This window comes from Streptomyces sp. NPDC041713, from assembly GCF_055591085.1.
This window is the reverse complement of sequence record NZ_JBVIZY010000016.1, coordinates 14162-37631: the sequence shown is the minus strand read 5'-3', so window position 1 is coordinate 37631 and position 23470 is coordinate 14162. Positions and strand designations below refer to the sequence as shown.

Genomic DNA, 23470 nt, shown 5'->3' with positions numbered 1-23470 from the left:
CGCCTCACTCCGCCCCGCCCCGCACCCCGAGCGCGGCGGACGGGGCCTCCGTGTCGGGACGTGCGGCGGTGCGGTCGGCCAGGTCGTCGACGACGCCGTGCAGGCCGCCGGTGCGCGCGTGCGCGGAGCGCTGCCGCTCGGCGCCGCCGCCGTGCGCGAGCAACTGCCGCAACACCGCGAGGACGTGCGGGAGTTCGCCGTCCGGTGCGAGGGCGGGCCGCGCGTGCGCGAAGAGCCGGCGGACCTGGTGCCGGGTGGGTACGAGCCGGCCCGTCCGCGGATCGAGGCTGTGTCCGGTCAGGCCGTCGCGCGCGCACCGCCAGTACACGGCGCGCAGCAGGGAGTCGTCCACGGCCGGGCCCGGGTCGCCCCGGCGCACCCGCTCCAGGGCCCGCACCACCAACGCCCGTACCAGCACGGCGAGGACCGCCGCCTCCGCGACGCCCGTGGTGACGTCCATCGCCCTGATCTCCACGGTGGGCAGGTGCGCGCAGGGGCGCACGTCCCAGTACAGCGAGCGCTCGCCGAGGGTCGCGCCGGCCACTTGAAGGGAGGCGGCGAGCGTGTCGTAGTGGGCGGCCGACGAGAAGTACGGCGGCGGTCCCGCGACGGGCCAGCGCGTGGCGCCCAGCGTCCGCCAGCTGCAGTAGCCGCTGTCGCGCTCCTCCCAGAAGGGCGAGTTCGCCGACAGGGCCACGAGGGTGGGGAGCCACGGCCGCAGATGGTTGCCGACCAGGACGGCGTGGTCCCGGTCGGGGACCTCGACGTGCACGTGCAGGGCGCAGAAGGCGAACGTGTCGTACAGCGACCGGAAGGTGTCGACCTGCGCGCGGTAGTGCGGGTCGGGGTTGAGCGGGACCGGGGCCCGCATGCCGAGCAGCGGTGTGGCGGAGGCGACCGGGCGCAGGCCCTCGGCGGCCGCCGCGGAGGCGACGGCCGCCCGCACCCGCCGCAGCGCCTGTTCGAGCTCGCCGAGCGTCGTGCAGGGCGGTGTCTTGCCCTCCACCTGGTACTGGGAGGCCTCGCCCGTCGCCAGGTCGCCGACCATGGGCTTCAGGCGCGGCAGGACCCGGGAGGCCGCCGCGGCGACGGTGTGCTGCGAGGCGTCGACGAGGAAGTACTCCTCCTCGACGCCGACGGTGGGGCCGACGGTGGGAAGCTGGTCCGCCATGCGTGTCCTGTCCTTCGGCGAGAGGGGCGGTGGACGCGTGCTCGTCCACTTTCCTCGCCCGCGGGCCGGTCGGCGAGTGCGCGGTGCCCCGGTGCGGGGGTGTTCAGGCCTTCCCGGCGGGGATGCGGCGGTGGGTGTCGGCGAGCAGGTTGCGCATCGCCATGCGGTAGAGCTCCGCCTGGTGGGCGCCGAGGAACCCGGTGTGCCCGAACACCTCCAGGGCGACCATGCCGTGCACGTATCCCCACACGCTCAGCATCAGGGCGGTCGCGGCGGGCGGCAGCGCCTCGCCGCCCGCGGGGGCCATCTGCTCCAGGCGCTCCAGGAACTCCGGCGAGAGCGAACGCACGTCGGCGGCGGCCAGTTGGTCCCGCGTGAAGCCGCGGAACAGCTCCCGTTCGAAGACCGCGCTCATCCGGCGGTTCGCCTCCGTGGTGGGCCCGTCGACGGGGGCGTGGTAGTGCCGCAGCGGCGCCCCGTACAGGAGTTGGAACCGCTCGGGATGGTCGATGGCCCAGCGGCGGTAGCCCTCGGCCGCGACGACCATCCCCGGCAGCTCCGAGGTGTCCGGCGTGGCGGCGGTGGCGGCCTGCACGGCGTCCGCCAGGTCGTCGTACGCCTTGGTGACCAGCGCGGTGACGAGGTCGTCGCGGCTCGGGAAGTAGTGGTAGAGCGCCTGCACGGTCATGCCGAGGTCCCGGGCCACCGCGCGCAGGGAGAGCGCGTGCGGGCCGTGCTCGACGATGTGGGACTCGGCGGCGCCCACGATCTCCTGGACGGCGACGGCGCGGCGCCGCTCGCGCAGGGACGGCCGGGGCTCGCGCAGGGACGGCCGGGTGGGGGCTCGGTCGGCGGACGGGACTCGGTCGGTGGACATGAGGCGACGGTACGGCCGTCGGCCCGCCACCGGCAGGGAAATTGATGAACCCGTGAAGAAAATCTAACACTGCCAAATCAAGTTGTCCCCCGCTAACTTCGGTGACGGCGACACGGAGCGCGGCCGCATCCCTTGCCCTTCACCGCAGGCCTTCACCTCAACTCCCAAGGAGCAACGGCGTGTTCGAACGAATGGCGGAGCTGGCAATTCGGCGGTCCCGGCTGGTACTTGTGGTCGCCGCGGTCGTGGTGGTCCTCATGGGCGCCCTGGGCGCCGGCGCGTTCGGAAAGCTCCTGGGAGGCGGCTTCGACGACCCGGCCTCCCCGTCCTCCCGGGCCAGGAACGTCATCGACGAGAAGTTCGGCGGGGAGACGAACCTCGTGCTGCTGGTCCGCGCCGCCGACGGCCGCATCGACGCCCCGGCGGCCCGGGACGGCGGCCGGGCCCTGGCGGCCGACCTCAAGAAGGAGAAGGGCCTGACCAACGTGGTCTCGTACTGGGACACGAAGAGCCCCGACCTCCGCTCCAAGGACGGCCGCGAAGCCCTCGTCCTCGCCCGCGTGAAGGGCCACGACGCGGAGCAGCAGGACAACGCCGAGGAGGTCATCGACCGCTACGCGGGACCGTACCGGGGCGCGCTCACCGTCAAGGCGGGCGGCAGCGCGGGCGTCAGCCACGAGATGGGGCCGCAGACCGAGAAGGACCTCGTCCTCGCCGAGACCATCGCCGTGCCCCTGATCCTCCTGCTGCTCCTCGTCGTCTTCGGCACCGTGGTCTCCGCGCTGCTGCCCCTGGCCATCGCGCTCATCGCCATCGCCGGAGTGTTCGCCGAGCTCTACGTCGTCGGAAGCTTCACCGACGTCTCCATCTTCGCCGTCAACCTGACCACCGCCCTCGGCCTCGGACTCGGCGTCGACTACGCCCTGTTGATGATCAGCCGGTTCCGCGAGCAGCTCGCCGCGGGGGCGAGCGTCGAGAACGCCGTCCGTACGACGATGAGCACCGCGGGCCGCACGGTGGCGTTCTCCGCGGCGACCGTGGCGGCCGCCCTCGCCGCGCTCATGGTCTTCCCGCAGTACTTCCTCCGCTCCTTCGGCTACTCCGGGGTCGGCGTCGTCGTCATCGCGGCCCTCGCCACCCTGTTCGTGATGCCGGCCCTGCTCACCGTCCTGGGCCACCGGGTCAACAGCGGGCGGATGCCGTGGGCGAAGCCGGGCCGCACCCCGTCCCGGCCCTCCATGTGGGGGCGGCTGGCCCGGACCGTCATGCGCAGGCCCGCGCTCACCGCGCTGCCCGTGCTCGCGGTGCTGCTCCTCGCGGCGGGACCGCTCCTCGGCATCACCTTCGGCTCGGCTGACGAACGCGTGCTGCCCGAGGACGCCGAGAGCCGCCAGGTCTCGGTGACGCTGCGGGAGAACTTCCACGGCAACGACGCGGCCGCCCTGCACGTCGTCATCGACGAGCCGGTGGCCCGCACCCCGCTCGCGGCCTACGCGGCCCGGCTCTCCGGACTCCCGGGCGTCGTCCGCGTCGAGACCGGCGCCGGCGTCCACACCGACGGGCGGACAAAGCCGGCCGGACCCGGCAACAAGACCCTCACCCACCCCGCCGCACAGCAGCTGAACGTCGTGAGCGCCTTGACGCCCACGTCGGACGCCGCCAAGGAGCTGGTCGCGAAGGTCAGGGCGGCCGAACCGCCCGCCGGTACCCACCCGTTGGTGGGCGGCGGCGACGCCGAACTGGTCGACTCGGGTGACTCCATCGGCGGCCGGCTCCCACTCGCCGTCGGCCTGATCGCCGTCACCACGTTCCTGCTGCTCTTCCTCTTCACCGGCAGCGTCGTGCAGCCGCTGCGGGCGCTGGTCCTCAACGCGATCAGCCTCGGCGCCACCATCGGCGTCATGACCTGGATCTTCCAGGACGGCCACCTCTCCGGCCTGCTGGGCTTCACGCCGCAGCCCATGGAGACGTCGATGACCGTGCTGATGTTCTGCGTCGCCTTCGGCCTCTCGATGGACTACGAAGTGTTCGTCACCAGCCGCATCAAGGAACTCCACGAACAGGGCGAGGACAACGAGTCCGCCGTGGCCAACGGCCTCGGTCACACCGGGCGCATCGTCAGCGCCGCGGCCGTCCTGATCGCGGTCAGCTTCTTCGCCTTCGGCACGGCCGAGATCAGCTTCATGCAGCTGTTCGGCCTCGGCAGCGGTCTGGCCATCCTCATCGACGCGATCGCCGTCCGCGGCATCCTCGTGCCCGCCGCGATGCGGCTGCTGGGCCGCTCGGCCTGGTACGCGCCGGGATTCCTGCGCGCGTTCCACCGCAGGTTCGGCCTGAGCGAGGGCGGCCCCGCGGCCGTGCCCGCCGCCGCGTCGGAGCCGGTGCGCCGGGAGTCGTACGTGGACCACTAGCCGCCCCCGTCCGGCCCGGCCCGTCGCCTCGTACGCTGAGGGCGACGGGTCACGGGGCCGCAGGGGTCGAGGACGCACCGGCCACGCGAGGAAGAGGGAGGCGGCACCGGATGGGTGTGGACGTGCTGCGCTGGGACGGGTTCCGCAGCGTGCCGTGGAAGAACGGCGGCGGGACGACACGGGAGGTCGCCTCGGGCGTCCTGCGGGGGATGCCCCCGGAACGGACACCCCCGGACCCCGGGCCCTCCTCCGGGGAACCCGCGGACGGCTTCGACTGGCGGGTCAGCGTCGCGGACGTGGCCGCCGATGGGGCGTTCTCCTCGTTCCCGGGGGTCGACCGGGTGATCACCGTGGTCGAGGGCGCGGGCATGGTGCTGACCGTGGACGGTACGGAGCGGAAGGTCGGGCCGCTCGGACCCTTCGCCTTCCCGGGCGACGCGGCGACGGACTGCCGGCTGGCGGCGGGGCCGGTGCGCAACGCGAACGTGATGACCCGCAGGGGCCGGGCGACGGCAGCCGTACGGGTCGTCCCGCTGCCCGCCGCACCGGGCTCGGAGGTGGCGTGCGCGGCCGATGAGACGCTCCTGGTCGTGGCCGCCACCGAGGGAATCACCCTCGTCGGGCCGGGCGGACAAGAGACCGCGCTCGGCCGCCTCGACTGCGTACGGCAGGAGGGTCCGGGGGCGCCGGTCCTGCGGGGCGAGGGCGCCGTGGTCGAGATCAGGATCGGTTCGGTGCGCTGACGGCGTCCTGCCGGGCGGCGCCGGACGGAGCCATGTGAGTCGGGCGGAAGGCGTCGGTGGTGCTTGACACCGGGCGGGACTCGTCGGTGCCCGGCACCGGACGGAACCCGTCGGTGCCTGACCCGCCGTGCACGCCCAACCCCGTGCGGCCCGGGGCGAGTTCGGGGCGCAGCACCAGGTCCTCGTCGTAGGCGCCGCCGTTCTCGTGGTGGAAGGGCAGCGGCTCGGTCGTGGACAGGGTGCGCAGCCGCTCGCGCAGCTCCGCCGCGCTCCGCTCGAACCCCGCCTCCGTGAGCCGGTCGGCGCCGTACACCGCGAACGGCGGCAGCGCGGCCATGCCGGTGTACCAGAACGTGCCGTGCAGCAGCGGGAACAGCACCTGCTCCAACTCGCCGTGGATGCCGCGCGGCCCGAAGCCGGACGGACGGGCACCGACCGACGTCACGATCAGGGCGCGCTTTCCGGCCAGGCCGCCGTCCCCGTACCGCAGGGTCCTGCCGTCGGGGCCCTTGATGCCGAAGCCGAAGCCCTGCACCAGGACGCGGTCGAACCAGCCCTTGAGGATCGCGGGCGGCCCGAACCACCAGAGCGGGAACTGGAAGACGACCGTGTCGGCCCACGCGAGCTTCTCCTGCTCCCGGCGGATGTCCTCGCGCAACGCCCGCTCCTTGTACGCGCGTTCCTGCTCCGGACCGACGAAGAGCCGCTCGTCCGACGCGCCCCCGAAGTCGTCGGCGTCCACCACCGCCTTCCACCCCATGCCGTACAGGTCGGAGGCGCGGTGCTCGTGCCCGAGCGAGTCGAGCGTGCCAAGGCCCTCGGCCATCAGGGAGCCGGCCAGCGAGCGGCGTTCCGGATGTGCGCATACCCAGAGAATCTTCATGCCTTGATCGTGCGTCGCCGCCCCCGTGCCCAACGAGTGGCCAGACAGCCAGGGGGCGCAAGGATCTGGCCACTCCCGATCGCGCGGGAACTCGGGGCCGCTCCCGTCCGACTCCTGATGCGGCGCGGACCGGCCGGTCCGTGTCTTCGTGCGTTCCGGGAGCGGTGATGGCCGAGCAGCGACGACCGAGATATGTGCCGCCCCCCGCGCTCTGCGGCTTCCTCGTGCTGCTGGTGCTGCTCTTCACCGTGTCGTACGCCGTGGGCAGGGCCGCCGGGCCGGTCGCGCCCGGCATGCACGGGCCCGCGACGACCACCGGCGGGGGCGGCGACGGGGATGGCGGCGGGGACGAGAGCGGGGACGGGGGCATGGGGGACATGCACGGGGGCGGTCACTGATGGGCGCCGGAGCGGCGGACGCCGTCCTGACCACCGATGTGGCCGTCGGCGGCATGACGTGCGCGGCCTGCGTGAAGCGGGTCGAGAAGCGGCTCGGCAGGCTGGAGGGCGTGAGCGCCACGGTCAATCTCGCGACCGGACTCGCCCGGGTGAGCCATCCGCCGGACGTCCTGCCCGAGGCCCTCGTCACCGCCGTCCGGCAGGCCGGCTATACGGCGGAACTCCCGTCGCCCCCCGCACCGGAACCAGAACCGGAAGCAGGGTGGGCAGGGAAACCGGAGCCCGCGCCCGGGTCCGAGCCGGGAGGGGGCGAGTCGCCCCAGGACGCCCTCGAACGCCGGCAGCTGCTGGTCACCGCCCTGCTCGCGCTCCCCGTACTCGTCCTCTCCATGGTGCCCGCGTGGCAGTTCCGCAACTGGCAGTGGCTGTGTTTCGCGCTCGCCGCGCCGGTCGCCACGTGGAGCGCCTGGTCGTTCCACGTGCGCGCGCTGCGCGGCCTCCGGCACGCCGCCGCCACCATGGACACCCTGGTCTCGCTGGGCGTCGCGGCGTCCTTCGGCTGGTCGGCGTACGCGCTCTTCCTCGGCGGCGCGGGCGTGCCCGGGATGACGATGCCGTTCAGCCTGCTGCCCACGGGCGGTGACGGCGTCGCGCCCGTCTACCTCGAAGCGGCCGTCGGCGTACCGCTGTTCGTCCTCACCGGGCGGCTCCTGGAGGCCCGCGCCCGGCACGGCACCGGTTCGGCCCTGCGCTCCCTCGCCGGGCTCACCGTGAAGGATGTCGCGGTACGCGAGGGCGGCGCCGAACGCCTCGTCCCCATCGGGCAGTTGCGGGTCGGCCAGACCTTCGTCGTACGCCCCGGCGAGCGCGTCGCCACCGACGGCGTGGTCGTCGAGGGCAGCTCCGCCGTCGATCTGTCGCTGGTCACCGGCGAGAGCGAACCGGTCGAGGTCGGGCCCGGATCCGAGGCGATGGGCGGGGCCGTCAACGCGGGCGGGCTCCTCCTCGTCCGGGCCACGGCCGTCGGCGACCGGACCCGGCTCGCCCGCATCGCCCGCCTGGTGGCCGACGCGCAGGCGGGCAAGGCGCGGGCGCAGCGGCTCGCGGACGCGGTGGCGGGCGTGTTCGTGCCGGCCGTCCTCGCCCTCGCGGCGACCGTGCTGGGCTTCTGGCTCGGGGCCGGCGCCGACCCGCAGGCGGCCGTCACCGCCTGCGTGGCCGTCCTCGTCGTCGCCTGCCCGTGCGCCCTCGGCCTCGCCACGCCCACCGCCCTGATGGCCGCCACCGGCCGCGGCGCGCAACTCGGCGTCCTGGTCGGCGGCCCGCGGGCGCTCGAGACCCTGCGCCACGTCGACACCGTCGTCCTGGACAAGACCGGCACCCTGACCTCCGGGCACATGAGCGTCGCCGCGGTCACCGCCGCGCCCGACGGCATCGGCAAGGAGGCCGCGCTGCGGCTCGTCGGGGCCGTCGAGCAGGGCTCGGAACACCCGCTGGGCCGCGCGATCACCGCGTACGCGAAGAGGACGCTGCCCGAGGGAGCGCTGGCCGGGGGCGAGCTGCCCGCGGTGCGCGCTTTCACCGCGACGGCGGGGCTGGGCGTGGTGGGCGAGGTGGACGGCCACCACGTCGAAGTCCGGGCGCCCGGCGACGCGTTGACCGGCCCGCTGGCCCGCGCGCTGACGGAGGCGGAGAACGCCGCGCACACCCCGGTCCTGCTCCGGGTGGACGGCGTGCCCCAGGCGCTCCTCGCGGTCGGCGACCCGGTGCGGCCCGGCAGCTACCGCGCCGTGGACCGGCTGCGGCGCCTCGGCGTGCGCCCCGTACTCGCCACCGGCGACCGCGAACCGACCGCCCGCGCCGTCGCGGCGGGGCTGGGCATCGACGAGGTGCACGCCCGCTGCACACCGGAGGACAAGGCGTCGCTGGTACGGGAGTTGCGGGCGCGCGGCCACCGGGTCGCGGTCATCGGCGACGGCGTGAACGACGCCGCGGCGCTGGCCGGCGCCGACCTGGGCATCGCCATGGGCGGCGGCACCGACGTGGCCATCGGGGCCGCCGACGTGACGCTGGTCCGCGGCGACATCGAGGCCGTCGCGGACGCGGTCCGGCTCGCCCGGCGCACCCTGGCCACGATCCGCGCCAACCTCCTGTGGGCCTTCGGCTACAACGCCGTCACCGTGCCGCTCGCCGCGGTGGGCCTGCTGAACCCGATGGTCGCCGCGGCGGCCATGTCGGCGAGCTCCCTGCTGGTGGTCGGCAACAGCCTGCGGCTGCGCACCTGGCGGCCCCCGCGCGGCCCGGTACCGAGACGGCCGGCGCGCGGCGCCGGGCGAGGAGGAGCGCGATGAGCGGCACGACGCGTACGGCACACCCCTGGCGGCCGACCCGCCGCGGGCTCCGCGACGGACTGCTCGCCGCGCTCGCGCCCGTCGCCGTGTGCGCCCTGGCGCTGGGCGGGCTCACGGCGTGGACCGGCTCCGGGGCCGCGGGCAGCCCGGCCCGTGTGACGGTGGCCCGCGGATCCGTCTTCGTGCCGTCCGGCGCCACCGAGGAGACCGTCGCGTTCTTCCCGATCGCCAACTCCGGCGGCTCCGACGACCGGCTGACGTCGGTGGACTCCCCGGTCTTCGACGACGTGATGCTCAGCCGCACCGTGCCCACGGGCCGGGGCGCCGCCACCATGCGCGGGGTGCGGTCCGCCGCGGTCCCGGCCGGCGAGGGGCTCATCATGTCGCCGCGCGGCCTGGACATCATGGTGCGCACCCGCGGGCCCCTGAAGGTGGGGGAGACGGTGCCGTTCGTGCTGACCTTCCGGCACGGCGGCAGGATTGAGGCCGATGCGCTGGTGGTCGGACCCGGCGGCTGAGGCGAGGCCTCGGCGGCGCGAGGCGTTCCCCCTGAAGACGAAACGCCTCGCGCCGCGTTCCCTCCGGAGGTGAAACGCCTCCGGTCCTTCACCGTTCCTCCGCACCATTTGACGCCCCGCGGGCGCGCCGGTCTACGGTGACCGCCCCCATCCCGCACGGCCCCCTCCCGCACGGCCCGCGCACCGCACGGCTCTTCCCCCCACGTCGCAGAGGTACAGCTCCATGCCTGAGATCAACCGCCGCCGTCTCCTCCAGGCGGCGGGCGGCACCGCCGCGGTCGCGGCCCTGTCCGCCAGCGTCATGCGCGCCGCCGACATCCCCGCCGCACGCCGGTCCGGGTCGATCGACGACGTCGAGCACATCGTGGTGCTCATGCAGGAGAACCGCTCCTTCGACCACTACTTCGGCACCCTCAACGGCGTACGGGGCTTCGGCGACCCCCGCCCGCTCGTGCTGGAGAGCGGCAAGTCGGTCTGGCACCAGTCCGGCGGCGGCGAGGAGGTCCTGCCGTACCACCCGACCGCCGAGGACCTGGGCCTGCAGTTCATCGCCGGACTCGACCACGACTGGGAGACCGGTCACCAGGCGTGGAACAAGGGCAAGTACGACGACTGGATAACCGCCAAGGGCCCCGGCACCATGGCCCATCTGACCAGGGACGACATCCCGTTCCACTACGCCCTGGCGGACGCCTTCACGGTCTGCGACTCCTACCACTGCTCGTTCATGGGAGCCACCGACCCCAACCGCTACTACCTCTACACCGGCCACGCGGGGAACGACGGCAAGGGCGGCGGTCCCGTCCTCGGCAACGAAGAGGCCGGCTACGACTGGACGACGTACGCCGAGCGCCTGGAGAAGGCCGGGGTCTCGTGGAAGATCTACCAGGACATCGGCGACGGACTCACCGAGGACGGACTCTGGGGCGCCCTGGAGGACGCCTACCGGGGCAACTACGCCGACAACTCCCTGATGTTCTTCAACCGGTTCCGGGAGTCGAAGCCCGGCGATCCGCTGTACGAGAAGGCCCGCAAGGGCACGCACATCAAGAAGAGCGGCCGCCTCCTCGACGACCTCCGGGCCGACGTCAAGGCCGGCACGCTGCCCAAGATCTCCTGGATCGCCGCCCCCGAGGCCTACTGCGAACACCCCAACTGGCCCGCCAACTACGGCGCCTGGTACATCTCGCAGGTCCTCGACGCCCTCACATCGGACCCCGAGGTGTGGAGCAGGACCGCGCTGTTCGTCACCTACGACGAGAACGACGGCTACTTCGACCACGTCCCGCCGCCCTACCCGCCGGCCGACTCCTCACGGGGCGCCTCCACCGTCGACACCCGGCTCGACCTCTTCCCCGGCGACAGCGGCTACAGCGCGGGCCCCTACGGGCTCGGCATGCGCGTCCCCGCCCTCGTCGTCTCCCCGTGGTCGACCGGCGGCTTCGTCTGCTCCGAGCTCTTCGACCACACCTCGATCATCCGGTTCATGGAGCGGCGCTTCGGCGTCCACGAGCCGCACATCTCGCCCTGGCGCCGCGCCATCTGCGGCGACCTCACCTCCGCCTTCGACTTCGGCCTGCGGCACACCGGCCACCCGTCGCTGCCCAGCACCAAGGGCTACCGGCCGCCGGACACGAAGCGGCACGAGAGCTACGAGCACGCGCCGCCGGCCAGTCCCGCCCTGCCCCGGCAGGAGAAGGGCGCCAGGCCCACCAGGCCGCTGCCCTACACCCCGCTCGTCACGGCCGCCGTCAAGCCCGCCGACGGGAACGTCACGCTCACCTTCAGCCCCGGCGACAAGGCCGGCGCCTGCTTCCTGGTCACCTCGGGCAACCGCACCGACGGCCCCTGGACGTACACCGCGGAGGCCGGCAAGAAAATCTCCGACACCTGGAGCACCGCCTCGTCCGACGGCACCTACCGGCTGACCGCGCACGGTCCGAACGGCTACCTGCGGACCTTCGAGGGCACCGCCGCCACCCCGGGACCGGAGATCACCGGCCACCACGACCGGGACTCCGGCCGCCTCCGGCTCACCCTCACCAACCGGACGAAGACCGCCTGCCACCTCACCGTCACCAACGCCTACGGCGGCAGGAGCACCAAGGTCGCCGTACCGGCCGGCGCCCGGCGGACCCGCTGGGTCGAGCTCGGCCACAGCAGGCGCTGGTACGACCTGAGCATCCGCTCCGACACCGACAGCGGCTATCTGCGCAGGCTCGCCGGACATGTGGAGACCGGCGAGCCCGGCACCAGCGACCCGGCGCTGCGCACGATCTGATCATTCCGCTTCGACGCGGCCGGGCCGCCGCTCGCCCTTGACCGGCGACGGTGCCCGGCGCGTAACGTGGCGCGGCATGAAGATCCTCATCAGCGCCGACATGGAGGGCGCGACCGGAGTGACCTGGCCGGCCGACGTGCTGCCCGGGACCCCGCAGTGGGAGCGGTGCCGGGCCATGTTCACCTCGGACGTCGACGCCGCCGTGCGCGGCTTCTTCGACGGCGGCGCCGACGAGGTGCTCATCAACGAGGCGCACTGGACCATGCGCAATCTGCTCCTGGAGCAGCTGGACGAGCGGGCCGAGATGCTCACCGGACGGCACAAGTCGCTCTCCATGGTCGAAGGCGTGCAGCACGACGACGTGGACGGCATCGCGTTCGTCGGCTACCACGCGGGCGCCGGCATGGAGGGCGTCCTCGCCCACACCTACCTCGCCAACCAGATCACCGGCGTGTGGATCAACGGCGTACGGGCCAGCGAGGGCCTGCTCAACTCGCACGTCGTCGCCGAGTACGGCGTCCCCGTGGTCCTCGTCACCGGCGACGACGTCGCCTGCGAGGACGCCCTCGGCTACGCGCCCGGCGCGCTCAAGGTCGCCGTCAAGGACCACGTCTCGCGGTACGCGGCGGTCTGCCGCACCCCGGCCCGTACGGCCGCCGACATCCGCGCCGCCGCGAAGGACGCCGCGGCGCTCGCGGTGCGCCACGCGCCGGTGGTGGGCGGCCCGTTCACCGTCGAGGTCGAGTTCGACGCCGAGCACCTGTCCATGGCGGCGACCGTCGTACCGGGCGTGCGCCGTACGGGGGAGCGCAAGGTCGCCTATGACAGCGAGACCATGTACGAGGGGATCCGTACCTTCAAGGCGGTTACCACGATCGCCTCTGCCGCCGTGGAGGAGCAGTATGGCTAGCCAGCAAGGACCGGAGCAGGATCCCGGCGACCAGGTCGACGCGCGGGCGCTCGACGAGGTCGTCACGTTCACCTCCGAGCTGATCCGCATCGACACCACCAACCGCGGCGGCGGCGACTGCCGTGAGCGGCCCGCCGCCGAGTACGCCGCCGAACGCCTCGCCGACGCCGGCCTGCGGCCGACGCTCCTGGAGCGCGCCCCCGGCCGCACCAACGTCGTCGCCCGCATCGAGGGCACCGACCCGGGCGCCGACGCGCTGCTCGTCCACGGCCACCTCGACGTGGTGCCCGCCGAGGCCGCCGACTGGAGCGTCGACCCGTTCTCCGGCGAGGTCCGCGACGGCGTCGTCTGGGGCCGCGGCGCGATCGACATGAAGAACATGGACGCGATGATCCTGTCCGTCGTACGCCACTGGGCGCGCGCCGGAGTGCGACCCCGGCGCGACCTGGTGATCGCCTTCACCGCCGACGAGGAGGCCAGCGCGGAGGACGGCTCCGGATTCCTCGCCGACCGGCACGCCGACCTCTTCGAGGGCTGCACGGAAGGCATCAGCGAGTCGGGGGCCTTCACCTTCCACGACGGCCGGGGCAACCAGATCTACCCGATCGCGGCGGGCGAGCGCGGCACCGGCTGGCTCAAGCTGACCGCGCGCGGCAAGGCGGGACACGGCTCCAAGGTCAACCACGCCAACGCGGTGAGCAGACTGGCCGGCGCCATCGCCCGCATCGGCGAGCACCGGTGGCCGGTCCGGCTCACCCCGACCGTGCGCGCCTCCCTCGTCGAACTGGCCCTGCTCTACGGCCTGGAGACCGACCCCGAGGCGCCCGGCTTCGACGTGGACGCCTTCCTGGAGAAGCTCGGCCCGACCGCCGACCTGGTCGCGCCGACGGTCCGCAACAGCGCCAACCCGACGATGCTGCAGTCGGGTTACAAGGTCAATGTGATTCCTGGTGAAGCGGTGGCGTACGTCGACGGCCGCTTTCTGCCGGGCGGCGAGGAAGAGTTCCGCCGCACGCTTGACCGGCTCACCGGGATGGACGTCGACTGGGAGTTCCACCACCGCGAGGTGGCGCTGCAGGCGCCGGTCGACTCGCCGACGTATGCCCGGATGCGGGCGGCCGTCGAGGAGTTCGCGCCGGAGGGCCACGTCGTGCCGTACTGCATGTCCGGCGGCACGGACGCCAAGCAGTTCTCGCGACTGGGCATCACCGGCTACGGCTTCTCGCCGCTGCGGACACCGGAGGGCTTCGACTACCAGGCGCTGTTCCACGGAGTCGACGAATGCGTCCCCGTCGACGCGCTGCACTTCGGCGTCCGCGTACTCGACCGCTTTCTGCGTACGGCCTAGGAAAAATGGGGGAAGAGAAGGACATGATGCAGACCAGGGCGTACGGATCATGGCCGTCGCCGATCGACGCCGAGCTCGCCGCCGCCCACGACGGCGCCCCCGGGCACGTCGGCTTCGTCGGGGCCGAGACCTGGTGGACCGAGCCGCGGCCCACCGAGGCGGGCCGGCGCGCGCTGGTGCGGCGGCTGCCCGACGGCACCGAGCGCACGGTGCTGCCCGCGCCGTGGAACGCGCGCACCCGCGTCGTGGAGTACGGCGGCCGCCCCTGGGCCGGCGCCGAGCGGCCCGGTGGACCGCTCATCGTCTTCGCCGACTTCGCCGACCAGCGGCTGTACGCGTACGAGCCCGACACCCCCGGCGCCGCACCGCGCCCGCTCACCCCGCTCTCGGCGGTGGGCGGCGGACTGCGCTGGGCGGAGCCGGTGATCCACGCCGACCGGGGCGAGGTCTGGTGCGTCCTGGAGGAGTTCACCGGGGAGGCGCCCACCGACCTGCGGCGCGTCATCGCCGCGGTGCCGCTCGACGGCTCGGCGGCCGAGGACCGGACGGCCGTGCGCGAACTGTCCGACGACAGCCACCGGTTCGTCACCGGCGCGCGCCTGTCGCCCGACGGCACCCGCGCCGCCTGGATCGCCTGGGACCACCCGCGCATGCCGTGGGACGGCACGGAACTGGTCCTCGCCGAGGTGGGCGACGACGGCACCTTCGGCGCGGCCCGCACGGTCGCGGGCGGCCCCGACGAGTCGATCGCCCAGGTCGAATGGGACCCGGACGGGCGGCTGTTGTTCTCCAGCGACCGCACCGGCTGGTGGAACCTGTACCGGGCGCACCCGGACGACGCCGCCACCGTCCACCCGCTCTGTCCGCGCGAGGAGGAGTTCGCCGGGCCCCTGTGGCAGACCGGCATGAACTGGTTCGCGCCGCTGGACAGCGGACTGATCGCCGTCGTGCACGGCAAGGGCGCCACCGCGCTCGGCATACTCGACCCCGAGACGGGCGAGGTCGTCGACGCGGCGGGCCCCTGGACGGAGTGGTCGGCGACCGTCGCCGCGCACGGCTCGCGCGTGGTCGGCGTCGCGGCCAGCCCGCGCAGCGCGTGCGAGGTGGTCGAGCTGGACACCTGCACCGGCCACGCCCGCGTCGTCGGCGCCGCGCACGACGACCCGGTGGACCCCACGTATTACCCGGAACCGCAGATCCGCACCTTCTTCGGCCCGGCGGGACGCGAGATCCACGCCCACATCTACCCGCCGCACCACCCCGGGCACGTGGCACCCGACGACGAACTGCCGCCGTACGTGGTGTGGGCGCACGGCGGCCCCACCAGCCGCTCCCCGCTCGTCCTCGACCTGGCCATCGCCTACTTCACCTCGCGCGGCATCGGCGTCGCCGAGGTCAACTACGGCGGCTCCACGGGGTACGGGCGGGACTACCGCAACCGGCTGCGCGAGCAGTGGGGCATCGGCGACGTCGAGGACTGCGCGGCCGTCGCCCTCGCTCTCGCCGACGAGGGGACCGCGGACCGGGCCCGGCTCGCCATCCGTGGCGGCAGCGCCGGAGGATGGACCACGGCCGTCTCGCTGACCAGCACCGACGTCTACGCCTGCGGGACCGTCATCTACCCCGTGCTCGACCTCGCCGCGTTCGCCTCGGGGGAGACCCACGACCTGGAATCGCGGTATCTGGAGTCGCTCGTCGGCCGGCTCGACGAGGTGCCGGGGCGGTACGCGGAGCGCTCCCCGGTGGACCACGCCGAACTGGTCACCGCGCCGTTCCTGCTCCTCCAGGGCCTCGACGACGTGGTCTGCCCGCCCGCCCAGTCGGAGCGGTTCCTCGCCAGGATCGAGGGGCGCGGCATCCCGCACGCCTACATCGCCTTCGAGGGGGAGGGACACGGCTTCCGCCGCGCCGACACCATGGTCCGCGCCTTGGAGGCCGAACTCTCCCTGTACGCCCAGGTGTTCCGGCTCGACCTCGCCGGGCGCGTCCCCACGCTGGAGCTCGCCAAGTGAGACCACTGCTGCGGCCCGCACGTCTTGCTCCCGGCGCGCGGGTCGCCGTCGTCGCGCCGAGCGGCCCCATCCCCGACGACCGCCTCGAAGCGGGCCTGGACATCCTGCGCGGCTGGGACCTGGACCCGGTCGTCGCGCCCCATGTGCGGGATCTGCACCCCGAGTTCGGCTATCTCGCGGGGGCGGACGCCGACCGCGCCCGCGACCTGGAACGCGCCTGGTGCGACCCGGACGTGGCCGCGGTGTTCTGCGCGCGCGGGGGATACGGCGCCCAGCGCATGGTGGACCTCGTCGACTGGGCGGCACTGCGGGCCGCGGGGCCCAAGGTCTTCGTCGGCTACAGCGATGTCACCGCGCTGCACGAGGCCTTCGCCGTCCGCCTGGGCCTCGCCACCCTGCACGGGCCCATGACGGCCGCGGCGGACTTCCTCAAGAACGCGCGGGCGCAGGAGCATCTGCGGACGACGCTGTTCGCGCCCGAGGAGACCCGGGTGATCCGCGCCGGGTCCCCGCACGCGGCGGCCCTGGTCGGCGGCCGGGCCCGGGGCGTCACGCTCAGCGGCTGTGTGTCGCTGCTCGCCGCCGAGTTCGGCACCCCGGCGGCGCGCGGGTCCGCGCGCGGCGGCCTGCTCCTCCTGGAGGACGTAGGCGAGGAGGCCTACCGTCTCGACCGGATCCTCACCCAACTCCTGCGCGCCCGCTGGCTGGACGGGGTGTCCGGCATCGCGCTCGGCTCCTGGGAGGAGTGTGGGCCCCGCGAGGAGCTGCGGGCGCTCTTCGTGGACCGGCTCGGCGGCCTCGAGGTGCCGGTGATCGACGACTTCGGCTTCGGACACTGCGACGGGGCGCTGACCGTGCCGTTCGGGGTGGCAGGTGAACTGGACGCGGACGCGGGGACGTTGACGCTGGACGAGCCCGCCCTCGCCTGACCCGGCCGGCGCGGGGTGCGTGCGCCACTGTCGGCAAGGGGAACCCGTACGGAAATCCGTGACAGAAACCGCTGTCATGGACGTTGACCCCGGCCTGACACGTGTCACACGATGACGTCCGGCCGGTACTTACCGGCCGGTAGTCGCCGGTCGTCGGCCGTCCTCAGCGTGGAGGTCCCCTTGTCCCGTCGCCGTGCCCTGACCCTCGCCACCGCGGCGGCGCTCGCCGCGCCGCTCGCGCTCACCGGCCCCGCCCCGGCCGGCGCGAGCGGCCAGTACACCGTCACCGCGCTGAAGTTCACCGTCCAGGCGGGCGGCAGGACCTGCACGATCGACGCCGACCTGTACCGGCCCGCCGGGGTCGACGCCGCCCACCCCGCACCCGCCGTGCTCGCCACCAACGGCTTCGGCGGCAGCAAGTCCGACGGCGGGACGGCGGCCATCGGCAAGGCCTTCGCGGGGCGCGGATACGTCTCGCTCGTCTACTCGGGCCTCGGCTTCGGCAAGTCCGGGTGCCTGATCTCCCTCGACGACCCGGAGATCGACGGCAGGGCGGCGGCCGGGCTCGTCGACTTCCTCGGCGGCGAACGGGCCGCCGACGACGGCACGAAGGCGGACTACGTCACCGCCGACGCCGCGGGCGACCCCCGCGTCGGCATGATCGGCGGCAGCTACGGGGGCGCCGTCCAGATGGCGACGGCCGCCGTGGACCACCGGGTCGACGCCCTCGTCCCGATGATCACCTGGAACGACCTCGCGTACTCCCTCGACCCGAACAACGCCGCCGACCGCGACGTCCCCGGCGCCGCCAAGTGGCAGTGGATGAACGGCTTCTACCTCATCGGCGAGGGCCAGCCGCTGCTCGTCCCGAACCTCGACCCGTCCCGCGTCAACCGGCTCGGCTGTCTGCACTTCGTCACCCGGGCCTGCGAGACCATCCGCACCCTCAACTCCGGCCGCTACCCGGCCGACAAGACCGACGCCCTGCAGAAGTTCGCGCGTGGCGTCTCCCCGGTCTCGTACCTGAACAAGGTGAAGACGCCGACCCTGCTCGTCCAGGGCCAGGTCGACAGCCTCTTCAACCTCAACGAGGCCGCCGCGACGTACCGGACGCTCAAGGCGCAGGGCACCACGGCCAAGATGATCTGGCAGTCCGCGGGCCACAGCGGCGGCGTGAGCGACCCGGCGGCCGGCGAACTGAACATGGGCCAGGGGAACTTGGAGACCTCCTACGTCGGCAAGCGGATCCTCGCCTGGTTCGACCGCTACCTGCACGGCAAAAAGGGCGTCGACACCGGCCCCGACTTCGCCTACTACCGCGACTGGATCGCCGACCCCGACCACACCTACGCCACCGCCGACAAGGTGCCCGCCCTCAGCCGCAGGCTGTACCTCTCCGGCGACGGGAAGCTCGTCGACCACCGCGAGAAGGTGACCCGGGGCAGCCGCGAGTACCGCAACTGGCTCATCCCCACCAGCCACTCCGAGTCCTCGCTCGCCGGCCTGCTCGGCCTGCCCGACCCGGCCCCGCACGACACCAAGGGCACCTACCTCGACTGGACGACCGAGCCCTTCACCGACCCCGTCGACGTCGTCGGCGCGCCCAAGGCGACCCTGAAGGTGATCTCGCCGAGGACCGAGCGCGTGCAGCACTCCGGCGACGCGGCCGACAAACTCGTCCTCTTCGCCAAGCTGTACGACGTCGCGCCCGACGGCACCAAGACCCTCGTCCACCGGCTGGTCGCGCCGGTGCGGGTGCCGGACGTCACCCGGCCCTTCACCGTCTCGCTGCCGGGGCTCGTGCACCGCTACGAGAAGGGGCACCGGTTGCAGTTCGTGGTGGCCGCGAGCGACGGGGCCTACGGCGCCAACAAGGGCGTCAAGCCGGTGACGGTCACCAGCGCCCCCGACGACACCGGCGTCCTCGACCTGCCGGTCGTCCGCCCCTGACGTCACCCGTACGGCCCAGCCGCCCGCCCCGCAGGCACCCCCGCCGCGCGCTCCGCCCCCCGCCTGCCCATGCTGGGGAGCAGGGGAGGCGCACCTGCGACGGAAGGGTCCACAGCATGAGCCGCAACACCTCCACGGGCGGCACCCAGGGCGGCGGCTCGGGCACCGGCCTGGTGACGCCCGGCAGGGTCGTCGTCGCCGTCATCGCGGTCCTCACCCTCGTCTTCATCTTCGAGAACACCCGCAGCACCAAGATCCGGCTGCTCATCCCCGAGGTGACGATGCCGCTGTGGATGGCGCTGCTCGGCACCGGCCTGATCGGCGCGCTGTGCGGCGCCTACTTCATGCGCCGTCGCAGGTGAGCGCGCGGCCGGCGGCGCGTTGCGCCACGTGCGGCGGCCTACCGCGCCATGTGGGGCCGCGCGGGGGTGCGCGGCGGCTGCGGGTAGCGTGAGCGGATGCCCGATCACGCCGCCCCCCTCGCCGAAGGCCCCCGCGTGGGCATACGCCCCCTCACCCTCGCGGATGCCGCCGAGTTCACCGCGCGCGCCAGGGAGAGCGGCGAGATGCACCATCCGTGGCTCTTTCCGCCCCGCACCGACGACGCCTTCCGCGACTACGCCCGGATGCTCATCGCCGACCCCGACCGGACCGGGTTCCTCGTGTGCGAGCGCGACAGCGGCGCCGTCGGCGGGTTCATCAACATCAACAACATCGTCCGGGGCGCCTTCCGCAGCGGCACCCTCGGCTACGGCGCGTTCGCGCACGCGGCCGGACGCGGCCTGATGAGCGAGGGGCTCGAACTGGTCCTCGCGTACGCCTTCGGCGACCTCGGCCTGCACCGCCTGGAGGCCAACATCCAGCCCGGCAACGCCCCTTCCCTCGCACTGGTGCGCCGGGCCGGCTTCCGCCTCGAAGGCTTCTCGCCGGACTTCCTCTTCATCGACGGGGCCTGGCGCGACCACGAACGCTGGGCGATCACCGCGGACATGCCCCGGAGCCCGCTCCCCGGCTGACCGGGCCCCTGGCCGACCAACTCCTTTCGCGCCAAAAGGCGTTGCCCGGCCACGGCGTGCGCAGCGGCGCCCGGCGCGTCCGCCGGGGCGTCCCACCTGCCGTGGACGATCACCCGACGGGCGTGCCCCGTACGCATGTTCCGCCCCGGTCCCGCCTCCCGGTGCCCCGACCGTGTTGAAAGCGTCGGCGTCCGTCGCCCAGGATGGACGGCATGCGGAATATCGTGGTCGTCGACGCCCCCTCCAACCTGGGCCTGCGCCCGCCCGCCCCCGGCACCGTGCCCGGCTGCTACAAACTGGCCGGCGCCCTGCGGGAGCGGGGCATCCTGCGCCGTATCGGCGCCCTGGAGGGCGGCGTCGTGGTGCCGCCGCGCTACGACCGGGGCGACTGGCAGGAGGGCGACGGCGTCTTCAACGCGGCCGCCATCGCCGCGTACACCCGCAAGCTCGCCGACCGCATCGAACACCACGTGCGCGCCGAGGACTTCCTCGTCGTGCTCGGCGGCGACTGCTCGATCCAGCTGGGCGCCGTCCTCGCGCTGCGCCGCATCGGACGCTACGGCATCGCGTCCATCGACGGCTCCGCCGACTTCCGCCACCCGGGCAACTCCGACCGCATCGGCGCCGCGGGCGGCGAGGAGCTGGCCCTCGCCACCGGCCGGGGGCAGGACGACCTCACCGACATCGAGGGGCTGCGGCCCTATGTGCGCGACGAGGACGTGTGTCTCTTCGGGATGCGGGACGGGGACGAGGACCGCGCCGAGTTCACCGCCCTGAAGATCGCCAACGCCACCGTCGGCGAACTCAGGAAGTGGGGCGCCGAGAACATCGCCCGCGCCGTGACGCAGACCCTGGAAGTGCCCGAACTCGACGGCTTCTGGGTGCACCTGGACGCCGATGTCCTCGACCCCTCGGTGATGCCGGCCGTCGACAGCCCCGACCCCGGCGGGCTGTTCGCCGACGAACTCCTGGAACTGCTGCGGCCGTTCGTGCGCTCCCCGCGCTGCGTCGGCCTCAACGTCACCATCTACGACCCCGACCTCGACCCGGACGGCAAGGCGGGCGACCTGCTCACCGACGTGGTCGTGGCGGCCCTCGCCCCGTCCTGAGAGCCTGTCCGACCCGCCGCGGAACGGCCCCCACCGCCTTTGCCCAATCCTGACCCGGGCGGCCTCTGGCCGACGCCACGACGAGCGTGTTCCATGGTGATCGTGAAGACCACCGTGCGACGCGACGTCCTGACCCTGCCCGCTGCCGAGCCGGGGCCCGAGAATCCGCTGCCGCCCCTGCTGCCGCTGCGGAACGTGCACACCACCCTCGACGCGCGCGACAAGGAGGGGCTGCCGCGCGACATGGCGCGCCAGCTCGGGTACGAGCCGCTGGGCGATCCGCTGCCCACCCGGGTCCTCGACGGGTACGGACGCGAGCGCACCGAGACCGCACTCGACGTGATCGTCGTCGAGAACGCCCGGCTGCGCGCCACCGTCCTGCCCGGCTACGGCGGCCGCGTCCACTCCCTCCTGCACAAGCCGACCGGCCGCGAACTCCTCTACCGCAACCCCGTGTTGCAGCCCGCCGCCTTCGCGCTCAACGGCGCCTGGATCTCCGGCGGCATCGAGTGGAACATCGGCGCCACCGGCCACACCACACTGTCCTGCGCCCCCGTCCACGCGGCCCGCGTGACCGCGCCCGACGGCGGCGAGATGCTGCGCCTGTGGGAGTGGGAGCGGCTGCGCGACCTGCCCTTCCAGGTCGACCTGTGGCTCCCGCAGGACTCCGACTTCCTGCACGTCGGCGTCCGCGTCCGCAATCCGCACGAGAGGCCCGCGCCCGTCTACTGGTGGTCGAACATCGCGGTGCCCGAGGAGCGCAGGGTGCTCGCCCCGGCCGACGAGGCCTGGCGGTTCGCGTACACGGGCGGGCTGCGGAAGGTGGCCGTCCCGGAGTTCGAGGGCGTCGACCGGTCCTACCCGGCGCGCAGCCAGTACCCCGCCGACTACTTCTACGACGTGCCCGACGACGCCCGCCGCTGGATCGCCGCGCTCGACGACGAGGGGAACGGACTCGTCCAGACCTCGACGGACCTGCCGCGCGGCCGCAAGCTCTTCCTCTGGGGCACGGCCGCCGGCGGGCGGCGCTGGCAGGAGTGGCTCACCGAGCCGGGCACCGGCGGCTACGCCGAGATCCAGTCGGGCCTCGCCCGCACCCAGCTGGAGCACGTACGCCTGGACCCCGAGGCCGAGTTCAGCTGGCTGGAGTCGTACGGGCCGCTGTCCGCCCCCGCGGACCGGGTGCACGGCGACTGGGCAGGGGCGCGGGAGGAGGTCGCGGCCCGGCTCGCCGAGGCGCTGCCCCGCGAGGCCGTCGACGCCGCGTACGAGGCGTGGCTGGCCGCCGCGGACACCGAGCCGGGCGAGGTGCTGGCCACCGGCTCCGGGTGGGGCGCCCTCGAAGTCCTGCGCGCCGAGTACAAGTTGCCCGGCACGCCCTTCCCCGAGTCCACCCTCGGCCCCGAACAGACGCCGTGGCTGGAGCTGCTCCGCACCGGGGCCGTCCCCGAGCCGCGCAAGGTCACCCCGCCGGGACCGACCCTGGTCGCCCCGCACTGGCGGGACATGCTGGAGACGGCGCCCGCGCGCCCGCTCGCCGAGTACCACCTGGGCATCGCCCAGTGGCACGCGGGCGACCGTGCGCAAGCCGTCCGCAGCTGGGAGCGCGGCCTCGAACTCGCCCCGTCGCGCTGGCCGTTGCTGCGCTGCCTCGCCGTCGCCGACCGCGCGGAGGGCAACACGGAACGGGCCGCCGACCGGTACGCGGAGGCCTTCGACGACCTGTGCCAGGAGCGGCGCGACGACGGTCCCGTCTGGACGGCGGCCACGGCCGCGCTCGCCCGGGAGGCGCTCACGGCGCTGCTCGCCGCAGAGCGCACGGAGGCGGCCCGCGCCGTCTGGTCCCGCCTCGGCGAGACGACCCGCGCCGAGGGCCGCTTCCGCCTCCTGGAGGCCCAACTCCTCTATGCCGAGCGGGACATGGCGGGCGTGCGGACCGTCTTCGAGTCCGGTTTCGAGGTGGCGGACCTGCGCGAGGGCGCGGAGACGCTGGGCGAGCTGTGGTCGGCGGCGACCGGCGAGGAGGTGCCGGCGCGGTACGACTTCAGGATGCGGCCGCAGGAGGGCTGAGGCCGACCACCGTGAGGCTCTCGTGGACCGGTCAGGAATGGAGAAGCACGACGACATCTGCGGCTATAGCGTGACGGTACCGACCTGAGGGAGAAGTCATGTCACTGCAGATGAACGCCGTCATGCTGGGCGTCGAGAACCTGGAGCGCGCCAAGAAGTTCTACGTCGAGGGCATGGGGTGCGGGCTCGATCAGGACTACGCGGGCTTCGTGCGTTGCAGCCTGGGGGACGGGTCCCCGATGCTCGCGTTGTACGAACGGGAGGCGGCCGCGCGGGACGCGGGTGTCTCCGCGGAGGGCTCCGGCTTCCGCGGTGTCTCCCTCCACTTCATCACCGGATCACGGGACGACGTGGACGAGGCCGTGAGTGCGGCGCGGGCCGCCGGTGCCACCGTGGTCAAGGAGCCGGCCGCCACCAAGTGGGGTGGCTACTACGGGTACTTCAGCGACCCGGACGGCCACCTGTGGAAGGTCACGACGGCCGCCTGACCTCA

The 23470-nt window shown here is 73.6% G+C and carries 19 protein-coding genes; 16 read left to right on the top strand and 3 right to left on the bottom strand.

Features of this window, described 5'->3' with window-relative positions; genetic code table 11:
• Positions 1–4 precede the first annotated feature (4 nt).
• Together ACZ6CV_RS33130 and ACZ6CV_RS33125 are read right to left on the bottom strand one after the other, a co-directional pair.
• Complete coding sequence (locus ACZ6CV_RS33130) at positions 5–1171, bottom strand: carboxylate-amine ligase (protein ID WP_469255049.1); 1167 nt, start codon at positions 1169–1171, stop codon at positions 5–7.
• Between the two features lie 103 nt (positions 1172–1274).
• On the bottom strand, positions 1275–2048 hold the full coding sequence (locus ACZ6CV_RS33125) for a TetR/AcrR family transcriptional regulator (RefSeq protein ID WP_469255047.1): 774 nt from the start codon (positions 2046–2048) through the stop codon (positions 1275–1277).
• A 179-nt stretch (positions 2049–2227) separates the two neighbouring features.
• Here ACZ6CV_RS33125 and ACZ6CV_RS33120 point away from each other — a divergent pair, with 179 nt between their 5' ends.
• Positions 2228–4459 (top strand): MMPL family transporter, encoded by a 2232-nt coding sequence (locus ACZ6CV_RS33120; RefSeq protein ID WP_469255045.1) that lies wholly within the window; start codon positions 2228–2230, stop codon positions 4457–4459.
• A 110-nt stretch (positions 4460–4569) separates the two neighbouring features.
• Positions 4570–5202, top strand: coding sequence for a HutD/Ves family protein (locus ACZ6CV_RS33115; protein WP_469255043.1), 633 nt, complete (start codon positions 4570–4572; stop codon positions 5200–5202).
• Here ACZ6CV_RS33115 and ACZ6CV_RS33110 read toward each other — a convergent pair.
• Positions 5180–6085, bottom strand: coding sequence for an NAD(P)H-dependent oxidoreductase (locus tag ACZ6CV_RS33110; RefSeq protein ID WP_469255041.1), 906 nt, complete (start codon positions 6083–6085; stop codon positions 5180–5182). The two genes, ACZ6CV_RS33115 and ACZ6CV_RS33110, sit on opposite strands and share 23 nt — an antisense overlap.
• 167 nt (positions 6086–6252) lie before the next feature.
• Here ACZ6CV_RS33110 and ACZ6CV_RS33105 point away from each other — a divergent pair, with 167 nt between their 5' ends.
• The 14 genes from ACZ6CV_RS33105 (at position 6253) to ACZ6CV_RS33040 (ending at position 23465) form a co-directional block, all read left to right on the top strand.
• On the top strand, positions 6253–6483 hold the full coding sequence (locus ACZ6CV_RS33105; protein WP_362360269.1) for a hypothetical protein: 231 nt from the start codon (positions 6253–6255) through the stop codon (positions 6481–6483).
• Positions 6483–8834: a heavy metal translocating P-type ATPase gene (locus ACZ6CV_RS33100; RefSeq protein ID WP_469255039.1), complete on the top strand. Its 2352-nt coding sequence runs from the start codon at positions 6483–6485 to the stop codon at positions 8832–8834. Before ACZ6CV_RS33105 ends, ACZ6CV_RS33100 begins: the two co-directional genes overlap by 1 nt.
• Positions 8831–9352 carry a copper chaperone PCu(A)C gene (locus ACZ6CV_RS33095; RefSeq protein ID WP_469255037.1) on the top strand — a complete coding sequence of 174 codons (522 nt, stop codon included), beginning with the start codon at positions 8831–8833 and terminating at the stop codon, positions 9350–9352. Before ACZ6CV_RS33100 ends, ACZ6CV_RS33095 begins: the two co-directional genes overlap by 4 nt.
• A gap of 223 nt (positions 9353–9575) precedes the next feature.
• On the top strand, positions 9576–11633 hold the full coding sequence (locus ACZ6CV_RS33090) for a phosphocholine-specific phospholipase C (RefSeq protein ID WP_469255035.1): 2058 nt from the start codon (positions 9576–9578) through the stop codon (positions 11631–11633).
• A gap of 76 nt (positions 11634–11709) precedes the next feature.
• On the top strand, positions 11710–12543 hold the full coding sequence (locus ACZ6CV_RS33085; RefSeq protein WP_362360281.1) for a M55 family metallopeptidase: 834 nt from the start codon (positions 11710–11712) through the stop codon (positions 12541–12543).
• Positions 12536–13891: a M20/M25/M40 family metallo-hydrolase gene (locus tag ACZ6CV_RS33080; RefSeq protein ID WP_355815859.1), complete on the top strand. Its 1356-nt coding sequence runs from the start codon at positions 12536–12538 to the stop codon at positions 13889–13891. Before ACZ6CV_RS33085 ends, ACZ6CV_RS33080 begins: the two co-directional genes overlap by 8 nt.
• A gap of 26 nt (positions 13892–13917) precedes the next feature.
• Positions 13918–15903, top strand: a complete 1986-nt coding sequence (locus tag ACZ6CV_RS33075; RefSeq protein ID WP_469255221.1) for a S9 family peptidase — start codon at positions 13918–13920, stop codon at positions 15901–15903.
• The gene (locus ACZ6CV_RS33070) at positions 15900–16832 is read left to right on the top strand and encodes a S66 peptidase family protein (protein ID WP_469255033.1); all 933 of its coding nucleotides are present in this window, start codon (positions 15900–15902) and stop codon (positions 16830–16832) included. Before ACZ6CV_RS33075 ends, ACZ6CV_RS33070 begins: the two co-directional genes overlap by 4 nt.
• 180 nt (positions 16833–17012) lie before the next feature.
• Positions 17013–18782, top strand: coding sequence for a CocE/NonD family hydrolase (locus tag ACZ6CV_RS33065; RefSeq protein WP_469255031.1), 1770 nt, complete (start codon positions 17013–17015; stop codon positions 18780–18782).
• A 116-nt stretch (positions 18783–18898) separates the two neighbouring features.
• Positions 18899–19144, top strand: coding sequence for a LapA family protein (locus tag ACZ6CV_RS33060; RefSeq protein ID WP_469255029.1), 246 nt, complete (start codon positions 18899–18901; stop codon positions 19142–19144).
• 96 nt (positions 19145–19240) lie between these two features.
• Positions 19241–19798: a GNAT family N-acetyltransferase gene (locus tag ACZ6CV_RS33055; protein ID WP_469255027.1), complete on the top strand. Its 558-nt coding sequence runs from the start codon at positions 19241–19243 to the stop codon at positions 19796–19798.
• Between the two features lie 212 nt (positions 19799–20010).
• Positions 20011–20907: an arginase family protein gene (locus tag ACZ6CV_RS33050; RefSeq protein ID WP_469255025.1), complete on the top strand. Its 897-nt coding sequence runs from the start codon at positions 20011–20013 to the stop codon at positions 20905–20907.
• Positions 20908–21000: 93 nt separating this feature from the next.
• Complete coding sequence (locus tag ACZ6CV_RS33045; protein WP_469255023.1) at positions 21001–22977, top strand: DUF5107 domain-containing protein; 1977 nt, start codon at positions 21001–21003, stop codon at positions 22975–22977.
• Between the two features lie 98 nt (positions 22978–23075).
• Entirely contained in the window at positions 23076–23465 is a 390-nt protein-coding gene (locus ACZ6CV_RS33040) for a VOC family protein (RefSeq protein ID WP_469255022.1), read from the top strand.
• Positions 23466–23470 lie beyond the last annotated feature (5 nt).